Origin of the sequence: Runella zeae DSM 19591, from assembly GCF_000423565.1 — a bacterium.
In the GTDB taxonomy this organism is placed as follows: domain Bacteria; phylum Bacteroidota; class Bacteroidia; order Cytophagales; family Spirosomataceae; genus Runella; species Runella zeae.
Genome location: NZ_AUIF01000063.1, coordinates 1 through 20173, shown reverse-complemented (window position 1 = coordinate 20173; position 20173 = coordinate 1). Strand labels below are relative to the sequence as shown.

Here is a 20173-nt window from a genome sequence, read left to right as displayed (position 1 = left end):
TTATTCCAATTTATTTCTACTTAGATGCCATTGAAACCCAAAATCCTTTTATTGTTATTGCTGCTGGAAATGGAAGCCTGCCAAACCAAAAACTCACTTTTTCGTCAACTCGGAGCGGTAGAAACGGGTATTGCCTTCAACAACAGCATTACTGATAGTGAGCAGCTCAACGTCATGAGTTTTGAGTATATCTACAACGGTGGCGGTGTAGGTGTGGGCGATTTCAACAACGACGGTTTTCAGGATTTGTATTTTACCGGAAATCAAGTTTCATCTAAATTATATCTGAACAACGGTAATCTAAAGTTTCGAGATATTACGGCAGTATCAAATACAGGCACAAAAGTTTGGTGTACGGGCGTTACAGTAGCTGATATTAACCAGGATGGATGGCAGGATATCTATGTTTGCGTAGGCGGTTTTGTCAAAGATACCACGCAAAGAGCCAATTTGTTGTTTGAAAATCAGGGACCTGATAAAAACGGTATTCCTGTTTTTAAAGAAAAAGCAAGCGAATATGGCCTCAACGACATGGGTTACAGTACCCAAGCTGCATTTTTTGACTATGACCGCGACGGTGATTTAGATTGCTACATTTTGACCAACGCCCTCGAAAAAGACAACCGCAATGCCCTGCGACCCAAACGTTCCAATGGCGAAGCCCCAAGCAATGACAGATTGTATCAAAATACCTTCTCACAAAACGCAAAGACACGTTTTGTAAATGTTACCCAAAAAGCAGGTATTCGTATTGAGGGCTATGGCCTCGGATTGACCGTCAGTGACTTAAATGGCGATGGCTGGGAGGATATTTATTGCGCCAATGATTTTCTGTCGAATGATTTGTTATGGATAAACAATCAAGACGGCACTTTCGTAAACCGCGCCACGGAATACCTCAAACATCAAACCCATAATGCGATGGGGGTGGACATTGCCGACATCAACAACGACGCACTCCCTGATATAATGGTACTGGATATGCTGCCGGAAACCAATGAACGTCAAAAAATGATGCTTGGCGGCTCCAACCATGACCGTATGCAGCTTGATTTAAGGTTGGGCTATCAACCCCAATATATGCGAAATACACTCCAACTGAATCGGGGTGAAAAAAACACCGATACAGGAAAGTCGTTTTTGTTTTCGGATATTGGACAGTTGGCAGGCGTTGAAAAAACGGACTGGTCGTGGGCACCTCTATTGGCTGATTTTGATAGCGATGGCTATAATGACCTGCTCATTACCAACGGCTACCGCCGTGATGTAACCAATATGGATTTTACGGCCTATTTGGCTTCACAGCGTGATTTTTCCATGTTCAGTGCCAAAACTACAGAAAACACTAAAGTATATGATAAACTAAAGGAATTGCCCGAAATAAAACTCCCTAATTATGCCTACCGAAATCGCGGTGATTTAACCTTTGAAAACGTTTCAGAGAGGTGGGGTATGCATACTCCCAGCTATTCCAACGGCGCAATATATGCCGATTTGGACAATGACGGCGATTTGGATTATGTCGTCAATAATATTGACGACGAAGCACTGTTTTATGAAAATACCGCCAACGAAAAACCCAACCATCATTATCTTAAAATTAAACTGCTGGGCAAAGCCAATAACCGTGATGCCATTGGCGCAAAGCTAAAACTATATGCGGGTGGGCAGGTGCAATACCGCGAATGCCAACCCACACGCGGATATGTGTCAGCAGTAGAATTGACACAGTATTTTGGATTAGGAGAAAGTACAGAAATAGACAGCCTCATTGTGTATTGGCCTGACGGTAAATACCAGGTAGAAACTAAAATAAAAGCCAATCAACTACTGAAACTTGCCTATGATTCCCAGCAAGTCAGGCCATTTACATCGCTTTTTGATACACACAAAGACCGGTTTATCTTTAGCGAAATTACCCCAAAAGACGTCGGTTTACACTTTGTGCATGTTGAAACAGAATACAATGATTTTAACCAAACCCCCATTTTACCGCATAAATTCTCGCGTGTAAGCCCAAGTATGGCCGTTGGCGATGTAAACAATGATGGCCTTGATGATTTGTTTGTGGGTACCGATACAGGAAAGCCGTCGCAGTTGTTTATCCAAAAAGCAAACGGCACGTTCGCACAAACTGCATTGGCCGATAGCGATGGTTTTGAAGATGCGGCGGCTGTTTTTTTTGATGCCGATAAAGACGGTGATGCCGATTTGTATGTGGTAAGTGGCGGAAGTCATCAAGAGGGGGAGTCTGCAGCCTATCAAGACCGTCTATATTTCAACGATGGGAGAGGGGCTTTTAAAATAAATAAAAATGCACTGCCACCCACCGTTTTTAGTGGGAGTTCAGTTGCCATTGCCGATTTTGACCGTGATGGTGACGTGGATATTTTGCGCGGAAGCAGGCTTATTTCGGGTAAATACCCACTGTCGCCAAAGAGTTATCTATTGGTAAATCAGCCTGACGGCCCATTGCTTTTTCAAGACAAAACCGCTTCGATTGCCCCTGATTTGACCAAGGCGGGACTGGTTACAGCAGTGGCTTGGGCTGATATGAATCAAGACCGACAATTGGATATAACCTGGGTAGGTGAATGGATAGCACCAACCGTTTTATATCAAAAAAAGGGGGTATTTTCGGACGCACAATCGCTCATTAAAGAGGGGGAAGGTTGGTGGCAAAGCCTACTGGTCAAAGATTTGGATGCCGATGGTGATCTGGATTTGGCAGTAGGAAACATAGGGCAAAATACCAAGTATAAACCCACGCCACAACAACCGGTGCGTATATATGCCAAAGATTTTGACAGCAACGGTCGCTTAGATCCGGTGATGAGTTTTTATCTGCAAGGCAAAGAAGTACCCGTTGTGAGCCGCGATTTGATGATGTTGCAAATCCCCCCATTAAAACGGTATTTTCAAAGCTATGAACAGTATTCAAAATTACAAATGGGGGATTTGTTTAATAAAGAAGACATCACAAACGCATACCGGTTGGCGGCCAAAGAATTTCGATCAGGTTGGATAGAAAACAAAGGTAATAGTCAATTCGTGTTTCACGCATTTAATGCAGAAGTTCAAATGTCTGTAGTGGGTATGATTATCGGCTTTGATGACAATTTGTTATTGGCGGGCAACACAAACGCCCCCGAAACAATAGGTGGTTGGTATGATGCGGACATAGGCACGTGGCTTAAAAAAACCGGAACGACACAATGGACTCCAAAAAAAAATAGCGGACTGTGCCTTGATAAAGAAATACGTGCAGGGGGTATTGTGAGGAGAAAAAATGACACACTGCTGGTCGTTGCCAATCTAAACAGTTCGTTGCAGGTTTATCGTAAAAACAAAAATTAATACGGTTTTTCATTCAAGAATAATATCTCTTTATGATAAATAAGTGTCTGTACCAACTGACGTTTTTGGCTTCTAAGGCGGTTTTTTTTTCAAATTATAACGGTATGTCAATCGTTTTAGCTCTATTGTTCGCGTTGCCGATTTGGGCGCAGAAACCGAAATCTGCAGAAATAAAATCCTACTTTGGGCGACCTACGATTCACGTCAATGGCCTGCCGCAAACGCCCTCTTTTTATGCCCTCACGCACGCTTATGGCGGCAGGTGGTCGTGGGAGGAAGTGCCCGCCCGCAACATCAAAAACTTCTGCAACATCGGCATAAGGCTCTTTCAGGTGGACTTGTATTTGGAAGATATTTGGTATAAAAACACCGGGAACCTTGATATCGCCAAAGTTCAACGCCAAGTGCGCGGTGTGCTTGACCAATGCCCCGATGCGGGTGTGGTGATTCGGGTACACGTCAATGCGCCGTTTTGGTGGAACGAAGCCAACCCCGATGAATGTACGCAATACGCCGATGGGCCCGTGGACAAAATCCTCAAAAGTGGCGCGCCCCACAACAACGAAGAGCACGACATTGACCGCGTTTTACGGGCAAGTTTGGCCTCCGAAAAATGGAAAAAAGAATCGGGCGAAAAACTGATTGAACTCTGCCAAAAACTCGCTAAAACACCCGAAGGAAATGCTGTGATGGGAATGCACCTTTCGGGCGGTATTTATGGCGAATGGCACTATTGGGGCTTCATCAATCATGACCCCGACACGGGCGTGGCCATGACACGCTATTTTCGCAATTGGCTCAAAAACAAGTATAAAACCACCGAAAATCTTCAAAAAGCGTGGAATAATGCGACTTTCTCGCTCGAAAACGCCGGCGTTCCCGACGTAGCCGAACGCCTCCGCACACAAGACGGAATGTTTAAAGACCCCGCCCAAGAACAGCGCGTCATTGATTATTTCACGGCCCAACAGCAAGTGGTGGCCGAAGATGCCATTTATTTTTGCCGATTGGCCAAACAAAATTGGCCCCGAAAACTCATCACCGGCATTTTTTATGGCTATTTACACATGACTTTCAACCGCCAAACTGTTGGAGGGCATTTGTTTGTCAAAGAAATTTTAGAAAGTCCCTACATTGACTATTTGGCTGCTCCACAAACCTACTGGGAAAATACACGCAAGGCAGGCGGGTCCGGCATTTCGCGGGGCATTATTGAGTCCACACTGTTACACGGAAAACTATGGCTTGATGAAATCGACAACGGCTATTTACACCCCGAAAACAACTACGACAACATACGCTTTAAGGAACGATATGACCCTGTTTATGAGGCCATTCTCAAACGATGCGGACTGCTGCCGCTTATGCGGGGCATTGGCTATTGGTACTACGATTTTGGCCTGCAAAAAGGCTTTGGCTGGTGGGACAACCCCCAATATTTGGCCAATATCAAAGTTGAAAAAGAGGTTTTCGACAAACGCCTGCAAGTGCCTTATCAGTCGGAGGCAGATGTGTTGTATGTGTGGTCACAAGATGTTTTTTATTACCTTAAATCGGCTTGGACACCGCTTTCGATGAATGTGCTTGATCACTCTACCGAGCAAGCCATGCGGGCGGGCGTTGTGGGCGACCACGTCTATGATTTTGACTTAGAACGGGTGAACCTCAACCGGTATAAAGCGGTGGTTTTTATGAATGTTTATCACCTTACAGATGCTCAAAAACAGTTCATTGTTAGCAAAGTAGCACAAAATAACCGAACAATTGTATGGAATTATCTGACCGGCTATTCCGACGGGAGAACGCTCAATTTGGATTTTGTCAAACATCTAACAGGTATCGAAATGGTGCGAATAGAATTGAAGAAAGCTCCCCGCGTCAATTTTCTGAGTCCTGCTTACAGCTACAAATTTGATGCGGAGGTTGCGCCTTTGGTAGAAATAAAAGATGCCAACGCGCAGGTATTGGCCCAATTAGACAGCACGAATCAGGTGATGATTGCCCGGAAGAAAATGCCTGATTATACCTCCGTTTTTTGTGCATTGCCGCTCAATGGCACAACCGGTTTTCGGGAAATTTTCCGCCAGGCAGGTTGCCATATTTACAACGAACAAAACGATTTTACGTATGCCAATTCGGGCTTGCTGTTGCTGCATACCAAAGACGGAGGCGAGCGGATATTGCACCTCAAAAACGGTCAAACAGTCAAAATTTCGCTTCAAAAGGCTTCGACAACGTTGTTTGATGCCACAACAGGCAAGGTTTTGTTGCAATAAATGAGCGTAAGATTATTTTTTAAGAGTATTAAAAAAAACCAATCGGCATGAACCCTAAAATCTTAGTCCTCGGCCTTTTGTTTTTTGGCTGTAAACCCAAAGAAGAAGCCAAACCCAACATCTCGCCACAGGTCAAAATAGAGGCTAAACTCGTGAAAGTAAACCCTTTTACGTATGAATTTACGGCTACTGCCTCCGACCGGGAGTTTGACCCGCTGACCTACGCCTGGGACTTTGGCAACGGACAAAAAAAGGCGGGCACAGAAACCGAAACAGCCACTTTTGAGGCGGGCAAAAAAATCACGATAACGGTAACGGTGTCGGACGGAAAGTCCGCGCCGACCGATGCCAAAGTAGAAATCAATACGGAGTTTCAAACGGCCACCATTGATGAATCCAAGAAATACCAAATCATCGAAGGTTTTGGGGGCTTCGGAGCGCAAAATGTATACTGGTCGGGTGGGCCGTTTACGTCCGAACGCTTTGTAAATGATTTGGTTACGGACATGGGCGTAACGATTGTGCGTGATGAGATACCGACCGGTTTTGAAATCGAAAACGACAACGCCGACCCCAATGTAACCGATTTGAGCAAGTACAATTTGGACAAATCAATAGACGGACACCATGCTCCTTTTGCCCGAAGAGTGCCGCATCTTAAAGCACTTTATGCGGCAGGAGTTCGTAAATTTATTGCTTCGGTGTGGAGCCCTGCCCCGTGGATGAAACACAACAACCGCATTGACAACGGTACGCCCAACAACTCTGCTCCGGGCTACAACCGCACCCCCAATGCCAACACCAATCAACTCAAAGTAGAGAATTATGAAGAATTTGCCGAAATGTGCGTGGCTTATTGTCGGATTTTTAAACGCGAAATAGGGGTTGATATCTTTGCGTTAAGTGTCCAAAACGAACCCCGCTTTTCGCAGTCGTACCAGTCGTGTGTGTATGACGGCGACGCCCTGCGCGATTTGATAAAAGTGGTAGGGCGCAGGTTTAAAAAAGAAGGCTTAATCACCAAACTGTTTTTACCCGAAGACGTGGGTTTTTTGGACGGCGTTCGGGGCATGACAATCCCCGCCCTCAATGATGCCGATGCGCGGCAATACGTGGACATTGTGGCTACGCACGGCTACGCTTTCGACGGCATTGCGCCAAGCTCGACCGATGCCAAAACTTGGGAAACCATGTATGGCTGGGGCGCACAATACAACAAACAACACTGGATGACCGAAACCTCGGGCTTCAAAAATACCCTCGAAGGCGCCAATGACCTCGCCAAAGCAATGTACACCGCCTTTCGGTTTGGCAACGTGTCGGCGTGGGTGTTTTGGACGTTCAGCACCGACAAAGTAGATGAATACAGTTTGATGAGTGCAAGCGGCGAAAAATCAAAACGCTACTACGTGAGCAAACAGTTTTACAAATACATTCGACCCGGGGCGGTACGGGTTGAAGCCAACAGTTCGGCAAGCGACGTTTTGACGTTGGCATTCAGCAACAACGGCGTTTCGACGGTGGTACTTATCAACCTCAGCAACAGCGACAAAGCCCTGAAAATAGCGGGTGGCGCTGCCAAATATCGGGTCATTAAAACGGGTACAACCGACGATGCCAAAGAAAGCGAAGCCATTGAAAAAGACGGAGTTTTTGTAGTGCCTGCTAAAGGTGTAACTACTTTGTATTCGGGGAATTGATGCCTATCAAACAAAGTTCTATCTCTTGGAAATTAAACCCAACCAAACCATGAAAAACGGCACCTTGTTTATCTTATTTTTGATTTCTTTCAAAGTTTTCGGCAATTCCTACAACATCAAAGACTACGGTGCCGGTGCCGATGGCAAGACCGTAAACACCGCATTTATCCAAAAGGCCATTGACGAATGTAACGCCTGGGGTGGCGGTACTGTAATTGTGCCTGCGGGGACGTTCATAACGGGTACTATTTTCTTAAAAAGCCACGTAAACCTGCACATCGAACACGCGGGCGTGCTGAAAGGAAGTGATAATCTATCTGATTATCAACACAACGGTCGAACGTATGGAATAATTTACGGTGCCAATTGCGAGGATATTAGCCTAACGGGCAACGGCGAAATCAACGGCAACGGTACGCATTTTATGATTGCCGGCAAACGACGGGTCTTTGTGGATTATGACACAAAATACATTCGTCAAGGAGATAGTTTCATGCAGGGTGAAGCGGGCCTCGGCGACGGTCCCATTGATTATGTCAAACGTCCGGGCATGATGATTGTTTTTTTTCATTCTGAGAAAATAAAAATCGCAGATTTAAGGTTGATGGATACGCCTTCGTGGACGCTTCGCCTTGGTGAGTGTGAAAATGTAACGTGTAAAGACCTGACCATTATTACTAATTTACTGATACCAAACTCGGACGGAATTCATTGCACCACCTCGCGCAATGTGATGATTACCGACTGTAACGTTCAATGTGGCGATGATGCAATTATTGTTACAGGTTTTGGAGATGAGGAAGGAGTTCATGGCTATGACCCTAATGCAAAACCCATAGTGTATCAATTTGGCAATAAAACCAAAACGGCTGAAAATGTGGTAGTTAGCAATTGTATTTTACAGTCTCGCTCTTCCGGCATTCGGGTAGGATATGGCGGTAACAACATTAGGAACTTGATTTTCTCTAATATTAGTATCATAAATTCAAACCGAGGTATCGGTGTTTTTTGTCGTCAAGGCAACCAAATCGAAAACATCACGTTCTCCAATATTCACATTCAATGCCGTCTGCACACGGGCAAATGGTGGGGGCGCGGAGAACCGATTCATGTGTCTAGCCTCAAAATGGAAGGCGCAAAAACACAGGGCAATATCAGAGGAATTCGTTTTTTTAACATTAAGATTACCCAAGCCGAAGCAGGAATTGTGGTGTATGGAAACCAAGAAAGTGTCATCGAAGACCTTGATTTTCAAAATGTTGAGATGGTGTTGCAGAATGGACTTTTATCAAAATCCTATGGTGGGAATTTCGATATGCGACCATCGGCAGAGCTTAGTAGCTCAATTTTCAAGCACGAAATTCCCGCGTTTTATGCAGGCTTTGTCAAAAACATGAAGGTTACAAACTACACCAACACCTGGAAAGATGCCAGCCCTGCAGACTATTATACCAACGGCTTTTTTGTTGAAAACTATGATGGTTTAGCTCTCGAAAAAATGCAGGTTGTTGCCGCCGGTCCGAGCCACAAAAAAATGGAATTGAAAAATGGCAAAAGGTTGATAAACAGAGATAATAAATAATCCAAAACTGTGAAACTTTACGTTTTTCTACTTGTTGTTTTGCCCCCGTTCGGGGGACGGGGGCTTCACGCACAAAACTGGTTTCCCTTCCAACCAAAAAACGATTTTCGGGCGGGCGAAATTGGCTTGGCGAATTGGCTTGATGCCCCCGCCGGCAAGCACGGATTTGTGCAAATGAAAGCCGATTTCTTGGTTTTTGAAGACGGCACACCCGTCAAATTTTGGGGCGTAAATATCGGTAACGAAGGCTGCTATCCGGAAAAAAACGAAGCCGACAGTTTGGCTAATTATTGGGCGAAATACGGCATCAACGCCGTGCGGCTGCACAAATTTACGTGGGACGAACACAAGGGCGACAGCTCAACGGTGATGAACACGGGCTTTTGGCAACGCTTCGACTATTTCCAGCAACAACTGCGCGAAAAAGGCATTTATTCGGGTTGGTCACACATTTACGGACACCGCGTGCGCGAGGCCGACCGAAAGCGTTTGCTCAACTACGACGAAATCAAAAACCTAAAATATCCGTGGGCGCATTTGAGCGGCTCCACGGCAGCGTTGGTCAATTTTGCGCCCGATTTGCAAGATTTGAGCATCGAACTCACCGTCAATATGCTCAATCACCGCAACTCACTCACCAACAAACGCTACGCCGATGACCCCGCTTTGAGTTTTATTGAACTCCAAAACGAGGATAATATATTCTGGTCGGCCATTGGCGAGAGTCTCAAACAAGCCCCCACTTATCGCAGATTACTCTGCGAGCAGTTTGCAGAATTTCTCAAAAACAAATACCAAACCGACGAAAATCTAACCAAAGCCTGGGGCCAAAACAACCTGCCAAAAGGCGAATCCATTACTTCAAAAAACGTTTTTCCAAATCCCAACCACGGGCTTTTTGGGTGGGAATACGAAACGGCGGCCAAAGAGAAACGCCCTATGCAAACCCATATTTTGGACAAAATCACCTTTTTGTACGAGAAACAAACCCAATTCTACACGCGATTCACGAAGGCCGTCAGAGCCACGGGCTATCGCGGCACTATCGTGGGCTCGTGTTGGCAGGCGGGTTCGGGCATTTCGCATTATTACAACTTATACGCTGACTATCAGGCGGGTATCATTGACCGACACAATTATTTTGGCGGCGATGTGGGGCATAATTTGAAGCCCGGGAAGGTCAATCCGCAGTCCATGTTGGCCGTAGCGGGATCGGGTTTGTTGAGTTCGGGCCTGCAACAGGTAACCGACCGCCCCTTTGCGCTTTCGGAATGGATCAACACCCTGCCCAACGAGTGGATTGCCGAAGGAACGCCGCTCATGGCACTCTACGGCATGGGCCTGCAGGGCTGGGACGCATCTTATCAGTTTGCGTCCAATAAAGCCGGGTTTAGCAAAGGCTTGGCTTCCGACGGCTGGGGCGGAGTTTACAACGCCGACTCACCGCTGCACATTGGACTGTATCCTGCTTTGGCGCGCCTCATTTACCGCCACGACATAAAAGAAGCCGAGGTGATTTCAACACGAAACGTTCATGTGCCGAGCTTGGCCGATGGCAAATTGGGCTTTCAGGAAAAAGTGAGCCAACAGTTTGATATTAAAGAGTTTGACGGCGATATTTCTACCAAAAACTTAGCCGTGGGGCGCACAGTTGTGGCGTTTAACGATGAATTTAAACCCACCACCAAAGCCGATTTATCGAAATACCACAATGAGCCAGCCCAAACGCTGACCTCGACCACCAACCAACTGAAATGGCACTACGGCAAGCTGCCGTTCGTTACGCTCAACACGCCGGCCAGCAAGGCCGTTATTGGTTTTACAGACGGAAAAACCCAGGATTTTGAAGAATGCAGCGTAACCGTCAACACGCCTTTTGCCGTAGTGCTGATTACAGCTTTGGAAAAGGACAAAACCTTAAAAACCAGCCGAAAATGGCTCATTACCACCGTGGCGCGCGCCCGCAATACGGGCATGAAATACAGCGACGACGGCACGCAACTACTCGAAAAAGGCAATGCTCCGTTGCTGCTCGAACCTGTTGATTTTAGGCTTAATATCAAACGCAAAGGCAAGGCCGTGCTTACGATTTTAGACCACGACGGATTTGCCACTTCGCAACAACAAACGATTGAAAATCAGATGATAAGCATTGATGGAAGCCAAACCAAAACGATTTATTATACGATTGATTTTGAAAAACAGTAGATATAATTCTATGGCCCAATACAGCCGTTTGAGTGGCATCGTGCAGTTGTACCTTTTACGAATAACCTAAGCCTCCTACAAAACATGAAATTTAAAACGCTATTTCCGGCCTTTTTGCTGCCCGTTTTCGCGCTGGCGCAGCTCACCAAACCCACCCAAACCGCTCAACCGCTCGACATACTGGTGGTAGAAAACCCAACGGGTAAAACCATCGTCGTTACCGATGGTGCGGGCCGCGAGTATGTTCGTTCGTCGGCCAAACCGAATGTAAAATTCACCGTTGGCGGGACTTTGGGCACGCACCGCGTTTGGGCGGTGGGCAACGACAAAAAACGTGGAGAAGTTGCTGATTTCGAGGTAAATACCAAAACCCAGATCAATGACAACGGCACGTATCAGTCGCTGTTTGAGATGTGCTACAAAGGCATGAACAGACGAGATGCTGAAAATGGCGTGGCTACCTGGAACGGCCTAAAATATCGCTACTTTGTGCCGTGGATATTAGACCACGGCCACACCATGCGCGGCCAAAAATATTTCTACGGCTTCGGCCACGAGTTTTTGAACCTGCTTAAAGAAACCCAACGCCCCGACGGCATGATTTACAGTTTTTACCAATACATGGCAAATCCTGATTATTTCCTGACCCGCGACAAGGTTTCGGGTTATTCCAAGAAAATTGGTGACAAGGTTTTTGTGCGGCAGCCCACCGAAAACCACCCCGAATACATGTACGTCAATAGCATTTATCAGGCTTGGAAGTCGAGCGGCGACGCGGTTTGGCTCAAAACCATGCTCACATCAGCCGCCAAAGCCCTCGACTATGCCCCCAACGACCCCGCGCGGTGGAGCAACCGTTTCCAATTATTGAAGCGTGTTTATACAATTGACTCTTGGGATTTTGCCGTGGAAGACGAATATTTACCCAACATCGGCCTGACGAACAGCATGATTATTGACCCTGATAAATCAAAATTTGGCGTGTTTTTTGGCGATAACACGGGCTACATTGCCGCCTGTTTTGAACTGTCAGAAATGTTTGAACAAGTCGGCAATGAGACAGATGCTCAGAAATTCAGAAAACGGGGCAACGAAATAAAAACACGGTTGGACAAGCTGGTTTGGAACGGCAAATTTTACCGACATTTCTTGGACGAAGACCCGACCGTAATCAGAAAATTGGGCGTGGACGAAGCTACTCAAATCGCCCAATCAAACACCTATTCGCTCAACCGCCCGCTGGCGGCGGGCCAAGCCAAGGCCATTATTGAAACCTATTTGAATCTCCGTAAAAACTTGCCCGTGGGTTCGCCGGGCGAGTTTTATGCCATTTATCCACCTTTTGAAAACGGTTTTGGCAGCCATGGCGACAAGTGGCAGTACATGAACGGCGGCGTGGGCGGCCACGTGGCCGGCGAACTGGCGCGGGGGGCGTTTGAGGTGGGTTATGAAAAATACGGCACCGACATCTTGAACCGTATGCACGATTTGGGCAAAAAATACGATAACAAAATTTACTTTTCCTACACAGGAGCCATGCTTGCACCTCCGCCTCCGCCTATCTACAAACCGCTGGATTTGAGCGCATTGGCCAACATGGATTTTTGGGTAAACGAAAACCAAATGGGCGAAACCTGGATGCGTGGCAAACGCGTGGGCGATGATTTACGCAACTTGCCTACGGGCGAACAGACATTTGCTAACGTGCGCTTTGATGTGATTGATCCCGCCCAAAACAACCGCAAGGCCGTAGTGGCGGTGTCGCGGCAGGCGGGGCTGCCCGCCGGCGTAGAAGTGGCTATCAACGACACCGCCGCTTGCGTCTATTTGCTGCATACTTCGTCCAAACCTGCCTCCGAAAACGTGGTCGGTTCGGTGAAATTTCTGTACGACGACGGCACGTCGAAGATTCGGTATTTGCTCAACGACAAACACCTGACGTACTGGTGGTTTTCGGAGTTGCAAACCGAACATTCGGGCGTGGCTTGGTACGGCAAAAACCTCGTTACCGAAGGCGTGGGGCTAAGTTGGTGCGCCTTAGACAACCCCATTCCAAAGAAAAAAATAGCTAAAATAATTTTTCAAGCTCCTGAAAATGAAGGTATTTACGCACTTTTTGGCATTACGCTGGCCAGTCGCCCGCACTACGTTCCCGTTAAAGGCCCATCATTTGGCGGACCCGACAATTGGTCGGCGGCATTGGTGTTGGCCGCACTCGTAGAAGGCTTGGCAGGCGTAAAAGATGCCCCCAAAACGCAGGCATTCAGCAAACCCGTGGTATCGCCGCGCTGGGTAGAAAGCAAATCTGATGTGCTTGATGTGTGCATCAAATATCCCGCCTCCAACGGCTACGTGGCCTACCGATTTAAGCATCAAAAAGCACAACGTCAGATTCATTTGCAAGCTACGGGTAGCGGAACGGCCATCAAATACCACGTCCTATTACCCGAAAATACCCAAGCAAAAAGTATAATGGTAAATGGGGAAAGCCAACTCTTCAATTCTTCAAAAGTAGAGACCTCGGTTTATGTTGATTTTGAGATAACCAATGCAGTACCTCAATTGATTGAGATCCGGTATTAAAAAGTTAAACCCAACAACCTCCAAAGATGAAATTCATCATACTCATTACTGTTCTGTTTTGCGTAGTTGTTTGCGCCCATTCCCAAGTGGTAAGCTACCAAGCCCCTGCCGAAGCCGTTGCGTCTGACCGATACCAAGTGAAGGTAAACGGCAAGGATATTTTTACTTACAAAAATGAGGTGTCGAGCATTGCTTATTTTAGCTTTTCCGGCAAAATTGAAGTCGAAATAACAACGATGCACGATATGAAATGGGTGGATATCCGCCCCAAAAACCTGAATATAAATCCCTTGTTTTCGGGGCATATTCTTCGGTTTTCGTTGGATAAACCCTGCAATTTGAGCATCGAACTCAATGGAGAAATAACCCAACCGTTGTACCTATTCGCTGCGCCGCCGGAAGTGAATCCACCTACGGCAGCGATCGACAAAATCAAGTATTTTGAAGGTGGGAAGATCCACAACGCAGGCCAAATTGTCTTAAAATCTGACGAAACGCTCTACATTGCAGGCGGGGCCATTGTGCAGGGAACGGTCTATGCCGCAGATGCCAAAAACGTAAAGATAATGGGGCGGGGAATCTTGGACGGCAAGCTTGTAACCGACCAAATGGTGGTGCTTGACCGCTGCGACAACGCACTGATTGAGGGCATTATTATCCAAGATTCTAAGACTTGGACGGTTGTACCAAAGTGGTGTAATAACCTGACAGTAAATAATTTGAAAGAAGTTTGCTGGCGCACCGGCACCGACGGCCTCGACCTCTGCGGGTCGTCGCACGTACGGGTTCAAAACTGTTTTTTCAGGAACAACGATGATAACATTGTGCTGAAATGCTGGGCGATTTCGGAAGGAAAATATGCAGTAAAAACGGCTGAAAAAGGCCCCGATATGAAAGATATTGAAGTGAGCAACTGCGTGTTTTGGAATATGCCTTGGGGCAATGCCATTGAGATTGGGTTTGAGTTGAAATGTGATAAAATTTCGGGAATAGTCTTCAAAGATATAGACGTAATTCATACCGAGCGCGGTGCGGTGCTGAGTATTCATAACGGTGATTTTGCAACTGTCGAAAACATACTTTTTGAAAACATCAGGGTAGAAGATGCCATGCACAAACTCATTGACGTAGCCATTTTTAGGTCGCAATACAGTATAGATCGCCCCACGACCGATGCCGACCGCAAAGCCGCGTACATGCACGGAGCATGGGACGGCGTTTCGACGATTCCAAAGGGGCAGGAAGCGTATCACGCCAAGTTTCGGGGGCAAGTCAGGAACATTGTTTTCAAAAACATCTCGGTTATTGACAGTCAGTTTCCGTTTTCCATCATTTCGGGCTACGATGCCAATCATGCCGTTGAAAACATAACGATTGACAATCTGACCATCATGGGAAAACGCGTCAAAAATGCCAAAGAAGGGCGGTTTTTTATCGAAAATGCAAAGGGAGCTGTGTTTAAATAATGCTAAAATCAATGCTGATAAAGAGGTACACTATGGCCAAAACGACAAAAACCTCAAGACTCAACCAAATTAGGTTAATGCTGTATGGAATACTGCTGACAACTCCCGTTCCGGCTCAGTTTCTTCAGAATTTCAAAACCCCAACCCCTGTTTCAGAATCAGGGAATGCCTCACCGTAATGCCATTACGGGTGATGGAGAGGGTATTTTCACCCAACATATTAACTATAGCTTGGTTACGATGGGCTTGGATAGACGATTCGATAAATGCAATATTTAGTACGAATTTATTCACCGTCATGCCGGGCAGATATTGCCCATCGCCCAACTCTAAATCAGCCGGAAGGTAACACTCAAGACCGGCACAACCCGGATTCCTCAGTTGAAAACCAATATTGCCAATTATAGACTAACTTGAATCTATTATGCGCTTTGCTTATTTTCCAACGGCTATCGTTACTCTGTCCTGTTTAGCCGGTATTTTCACAGTATTTTCCGGGGCTGCTCCGCAACCCGCCGATACGCCCAAAACAGCCGCCCAAAAACTGGCTGAATTTACCGTACCCGATGGGTACACCGTCGAGGTGGCTGCCGGGCCTGATTTGGTGGACTATCCCATGTTTTCGATGATTGACGAGACGGGGCGGATGTTCGTCTTTGAGTCCATTGGACACGTCTATAAAAAAACGCAGGACGCACTTGATAACCCGCAATTTCGGATTAACCTGCTCACCGATACCAACGACGATGGGGTCTATGACAAAAGCACGATTTATGCTGATAAAGTCGGCTTTCCGCAGGGAGGCGTTTTCTATAAAGGAAGCCTGTATGCTACCTCAGCTCCCGACCTGATAAAATTCACAGATACTGACAACGACGGAGTGGCTGATAAGCGAGAGGTGCTGCTGACTGGCTGGGTGCTGAATGTAAACGCCAATAGCGTTATTGGCCCATTTGCCGCGCCCGATGGCTGGCTTTATCTGGCCAGTGCGGGTACGGGTTTCGACATTACGACTAAAGAAGGCAAACAACTTAAGGGAAAAACAGGCCGAATCTGGCGGTTCCGGCCTGACGGGTCGGGGCTGGAATCCATTTCGGCGGGGGGCATGAATAACCCTGTTGAACTGGCTTTCACCGAAGCCTCTGAACCCATCGGCACGGAAACGTACTTTACCGAACCTCAGGCCGGGCAACGCGACGCACTTGTTTACTGGACTGAAGGGGGCGTTTATCCCAAACCCAGCAACCGCATTGCGCAGGACAGCCTTATCCTTACGGGCGAACTGATGCCGGTCGTTACGAAATATTCACGGGTGGCTCCGTCGGGCATTGGCCGGTATCGGGGCACAGCGTTGGGGTCTGATTTCAAAGACAATCTATTCAGTGCACAGTTCAATACACACCGGGTTTTACGGCACAAACTTATCAGGGAGGGGGCTTCATTCCGTACTGTAGACGAGGTATTTTTCGCGACTAAAAATGAAGACTTTCACCCCACTGATGTGCTGGAAGATGGCGACGGGAGTTTGCTGGTGGTCGAAACGGGGGGCTGGTTTATTGAGGGTTGCCCGCTCTCTCAGGTCTCTAAAGGCGAGTTACAGGGCAGTATTTATCGGATTCGCCGAAAAGACGCGACCAAAGTAACCGACCCCTACGGCAATCGGATTACCTGGCCCACACTAACGTCCGCCCAAGCTGTCACTTACTTAGCAGATTCACGACCAATGGTTTGCGACCGAGCCGTTGAGCGATTAGTGGACTTGGGTGAAGCCGCCGTTGAGCCGTTGACCCATGCAATACTCAGGTCAAAAAATATTAATGAACGTACGAAGGCTATTTTCGCACTCTACCGCATTGGTACGGCTTCGGCTCTGGCAGGCGTTCGCTTTGGGCTGACTGATACCGATGTGCAGGTTCGGGTAGCAGCTGCCCGTGCAGTAGGGTTGGCAAAGGATGCGAGAGCAATGCCCAAATTGCTGGAAATGGTTGGTAAAGGCGACCAAGCCACCCGTCGGCAGGCGGCTACTTCGTTGGGTCAATTAGGTAATAGTAAGGCAATATCGCATTTGCTGTCTGCTACCTCCGGCACTGAAGACCGCTTTGTCCGACACGCACTTATTTACTCGCTTATCACCCTCAATCAGTCAAAACCTGTCGAGTTAGCTCTGTCACACCCATCGCCGTTGGTGCGCGAAGCTGCTCTGATTGCGCTTGATCAGATGCGACCTTCACCATTACAGGCAAGTCAACTCACGGCCTTTTTGAAGAGTTCGAGCAAAACCCTGCAACGCACGGCTCTTTGGGTGGTCTCGCACCACCCGTCTTGGTCGGGCGAGATGGCTGCATTTCTAAAAACACGCTTTTCCGGTGCACCCCTCACCACTGACGAGGAGCAGCTCTTTGGCGATATGCTGGTAGCTTTCAGTAGCAATGCTGCGATGCAACAGTTTATGGCGGATCAATTGAAAACTGCTCCACCGGCACGCAAGTTGTTTATAATGAACACGATGGCCCGATTTCCGGTTGAAAAACTGCCCTCCGTATGGGTAGCCGGCATTGGTCAGCAACTCATAAGCCCAAATCAGCCAATGATTCAGGCCCGCGCCCTTGAACTGGTGGGTTTGCGGAGCCTGACCGGGCTGACGGCTCAACTCCGGCAGGTGGCCGACGACACAAAAAGTCCCGCTTCGCTGCGGATGGGAGCAGTGGGAGTATTGCTCAAAAACCAACCTGCGTTTAGTGATGTAGATTTTGCATATCTGTACAGTCAGTTGACCGATGGGGCCGATGCCCTCCTTCGGCAACAGGCGGCTACGGTGCTGGCGCAGAGCAGATTATCCGAGTCTCAGTTGCTCCGACTCGCACAGGAGTATCTGCCCAAAGCCGATGCGTTTAGTTTGCCCCGTATCGTACCGGTATTTAAGGGCTCACGTTCGGCTCCGATTGGACATGCGCTGGTGACTTCCCTGACCAATTCGCCCGGTTTGGACGGCTTTTCGGAAGAAACGCTGAAAGCCCTGTTCGCCGACTATCCCGCCGATGTCAAACCTGCCATTGAGCGACTGATTTCAAAATTGTCCGGTTTGCAGGCAGGGCGATTGCAACGGCTAAAGAACATGGAAAAACTGATTGCTGACGGTGACATGGAACGGGGTCGGACGCTGTTTTACGGTAAGGCTATCTGCTCGACTTGCCATCAGGTGCGGACTGAGGGCGGCAAGCTGGGGCCTGACTTAACCTCAATTCAGAAAGACCGTTCGGCGCATGATTTATTGGAAGCCATCCTGTATCCGAGCGTCAGCTTCGTGCGGGAATACGAAACGTACCGCATCAAGACCAAAAGCGGTGAGCAAATTGGCATCATCCAAGAGCAAACCCCAACGGCCATTGTGCTGGGTACATCTCAAACGAGTTCTGTACGAATTGCCCGTACCGATATTGTATCTATGGAACTGCAAAATATTTCCATGATGCCTCAGGGACTGAATCAACTGATGACTGAACAGGAAATGGCTGATCTGATGGCTTTCCTGCTCGGTCAGGATCAGAATCCGGAAACTGATCAGGCAATACTTCGTTAAATGTGATTTGCTTCACATCATTGGTAGTCATTTATTGAAAAAAACAATGAATGACTACCAATAGCAACGAAGAGAATTCTATAGAAGATAATAACTATAAATGACCCATACTATGCAACGTCGCTTATTTGCCAAACATACTCTCTTTGCGGGAGCCGCTGTGCTGGGTGGTGTGTCCGTTCCCAAAGCAGTAGTCACCAAAAATGCAGGCTCATTCAAAACCAAATTTTCGCCCGAATTTAACATCTTCAAAGGGTTGTGCCCCACTGACCCGGTGGATCAAATCAAGTGGGGCTACGAGCAGGGGTTCCGGGCTTGGGAGAACACCATGCTCAAAAATCGGCCTGTGGCTGAACAGGAGCAAATCAGTAAGGCCGTGCAACAGTTAGGAATGGAATTCGGGCAGTTTGTCGGAACGCTGACATTCAAGGATGTGACCTTTGCAGGGCGCGACGCCGGTTTGCGCGACGGCGTGCTGGCAGATGTTCGGGCCTCTGTCGAGATTGCCAAACGGATGAATACGAAGGTCATTCACAACGTATTGGGCGCGGCCGACCCACGTTTGCCCTGGGATTTTCAGACAGCCAATGCCATTGATCTGCTCAAACGAATCGCCGACATCTATGAACCTCACGGCATCGTGATGGTGATGGAATCAATGAATCACCGAGTGGATCACCCCAATATGTTCCTGCACACCATTCCGCAGGCTTATGCCTTAGCAAAAGCCGTAGGTCGTCCAAGTGTAAAAGTGCTGTTCGATTTTTACCATGTACAGGTGCAGGAAGGTCACTTGCTGGCTACGCTCGACTATGCGTGGGACGAAATTGCCTACATTCAGGTGGGTGACACACCGAACCGTAAAGAACCCACTTCCGGCGAAATTAATTATCCGAATGTTTTAAAACATCTCTATAACAAAGGCTATCGGGGCTTTGTGGGTATGGAACACGGCCTGAGCAAGCCGGGCAAAGATGGGGCCGAAGCAGCACTGAAGGCCTACCGAACTATTGATGTACAATAATTTACACCGGAATAAACAGTTTCACAACCCGAATGAAACAGCGATACTCCAACTGATTGCCTTATTTCTGTTACTGATAATGACCTTTGGCTCAAGTCAGTCTGACTATACTGTGCCCCTAAAACTGGACCATTCTGTTGAATAACAAAGTTATTAGTTGATTTTGTTTTCCACTTTGTTTATAGTACTTTTTATTCCCTTTAATAACAAACAAGCTGAAAAGTTACTCCTCAAATTTTTATACACGACATAAGTTTACAATAGGGTGAAAATCAAGGCTGTTGAGGAGTATATTTTGAATATGGTCTGATTACTGGACAAAAGTTAAGCTCATGGGGACAGAGCATATTTATTTTTTTTAGCCATAACTATCAAGTACTCTATAAAAATTACAATT

The 20173-nt window shown here is 47.3% G+C and carries 9 protein-coding genes; all 9 read left to right on the top strand.

Going from position 1 to position 20173, the window contains the following annotated elements; genetic code table 11:
* Positions 1-30: 30 nt before the first annotated feature.
* The 9 genes from G563_RS35030 to G563_RS0116720 all read left to right on the top strand — a co-directional run bounded on the left by G563_RS35030 (position 31) and on the right by G563_RS0116720 (position 19776).
* Positions 31-3357 carry a VCBS repeat-containing protein gene (locus G563_RS35030; protein ID WP_169579772.1) on the top strand — a complete coding sequence of 1109 codons (3327 nt, stop codon included), beginning with the start codon at positions 31-33 and terminating at the stop codon, positions 3355-3357.
* Between the two features lie 104 nt (positions 3358-3461).
* Positions 3462-5633 carry an alpha-amylase family protein gene (locus G563_RS0116760; RefSeq protein ID WP_169579771.1) on the top strand — a complete coding sequence of 724 codons (2172 nt, stop codon included), beginning with the start codon at positions 3462-3464 and terminating at the stop codon, positions 5631-5633.
* Between the two features lie 47 nt (positions 5634-5680).
* Positions 5681-7333, top strand: a complete 1653-nt coding sequence (locus tag G563_RS0116755) for a PKD domain-containing protein (RefSeq protein WP_028666332.1) — start codon at positions 5681-5683, stop codon at positions 7331-7333.
* 49 nt (positions 7334-7382) lie between these two features.
* On the top strand, positions 7383-8915 hold the full coding sequence (locus G563_RS0116750; RefSeq protein WP_037327213.1) for a glycoside hydrolase family 28 protein: 1533 nt from the start codon (positions 7383-7385) through the stop codon (positions 8913-8915).
* 9 nt (positions 8916-8924) lie between these two features.
* Positions 8925-11123: a hypothetical protein gene (locus G563_RS0116745; protein ID WP_157585418.1), complete on the top strand. Its 2199-nt coding sequence runs from the start codon at positions 8925-8927 to the stop codon at positions 11121-11123.
* Positions 11124-11207: 84 nt separating this feature from the next.
* Positions 11208-13706 (top strand): glucosidase family protein, encoded by a 2499-nt coding sequence (locus G563_RS37090; RefSeq protein WP_028666329.1) that lies wholly within the window; start codon positions 11208-11210, stop codon positions 13704-13706.
* Positions 13707-13732: 26 nt separating this feature from the next.
* A complete protein-coding gene (locus tag G563_RS0116735) occupies positions 13733-15172 on the top strand; it encodes a glycosyl hydrolase family 28 protein (RefSeq protein WP_084650889.1) in 1440 nt (479 codons plus the stop codon).
* A 424-nt stretch (positions 15173-15596) separates the two neighbouring features.
* Positions 15597-18752 carry a PVC-type heme-binding CxxCH protein gene (locus G563_RS0116725; RefSeq protein ID WP_028666326.1) on the top strand — a complete coding sequence of 1052 codons (3156 nt, stop codon included), beginning with the start codon at positions 15597-15599 and terminating at the stop codon, positions 18750-18752.
* Positions 18753-18864: 112 nt separating this feature from the next.
* Positions 18865-19776 carry a hydroxypyruvate isomerase family protein gene (locus tag G563_RS0116720; RefSeq protein ID WP_028666325.1) on the top strand — a complete coding sequence of 304 codons (912 nt, stop codon included), beginning with the start codon at positions 18865-18867 and terminating at the stop codon, positions 19774-19776.
* Positions 19777-20173: the final 397 nt, after the last annotated feature.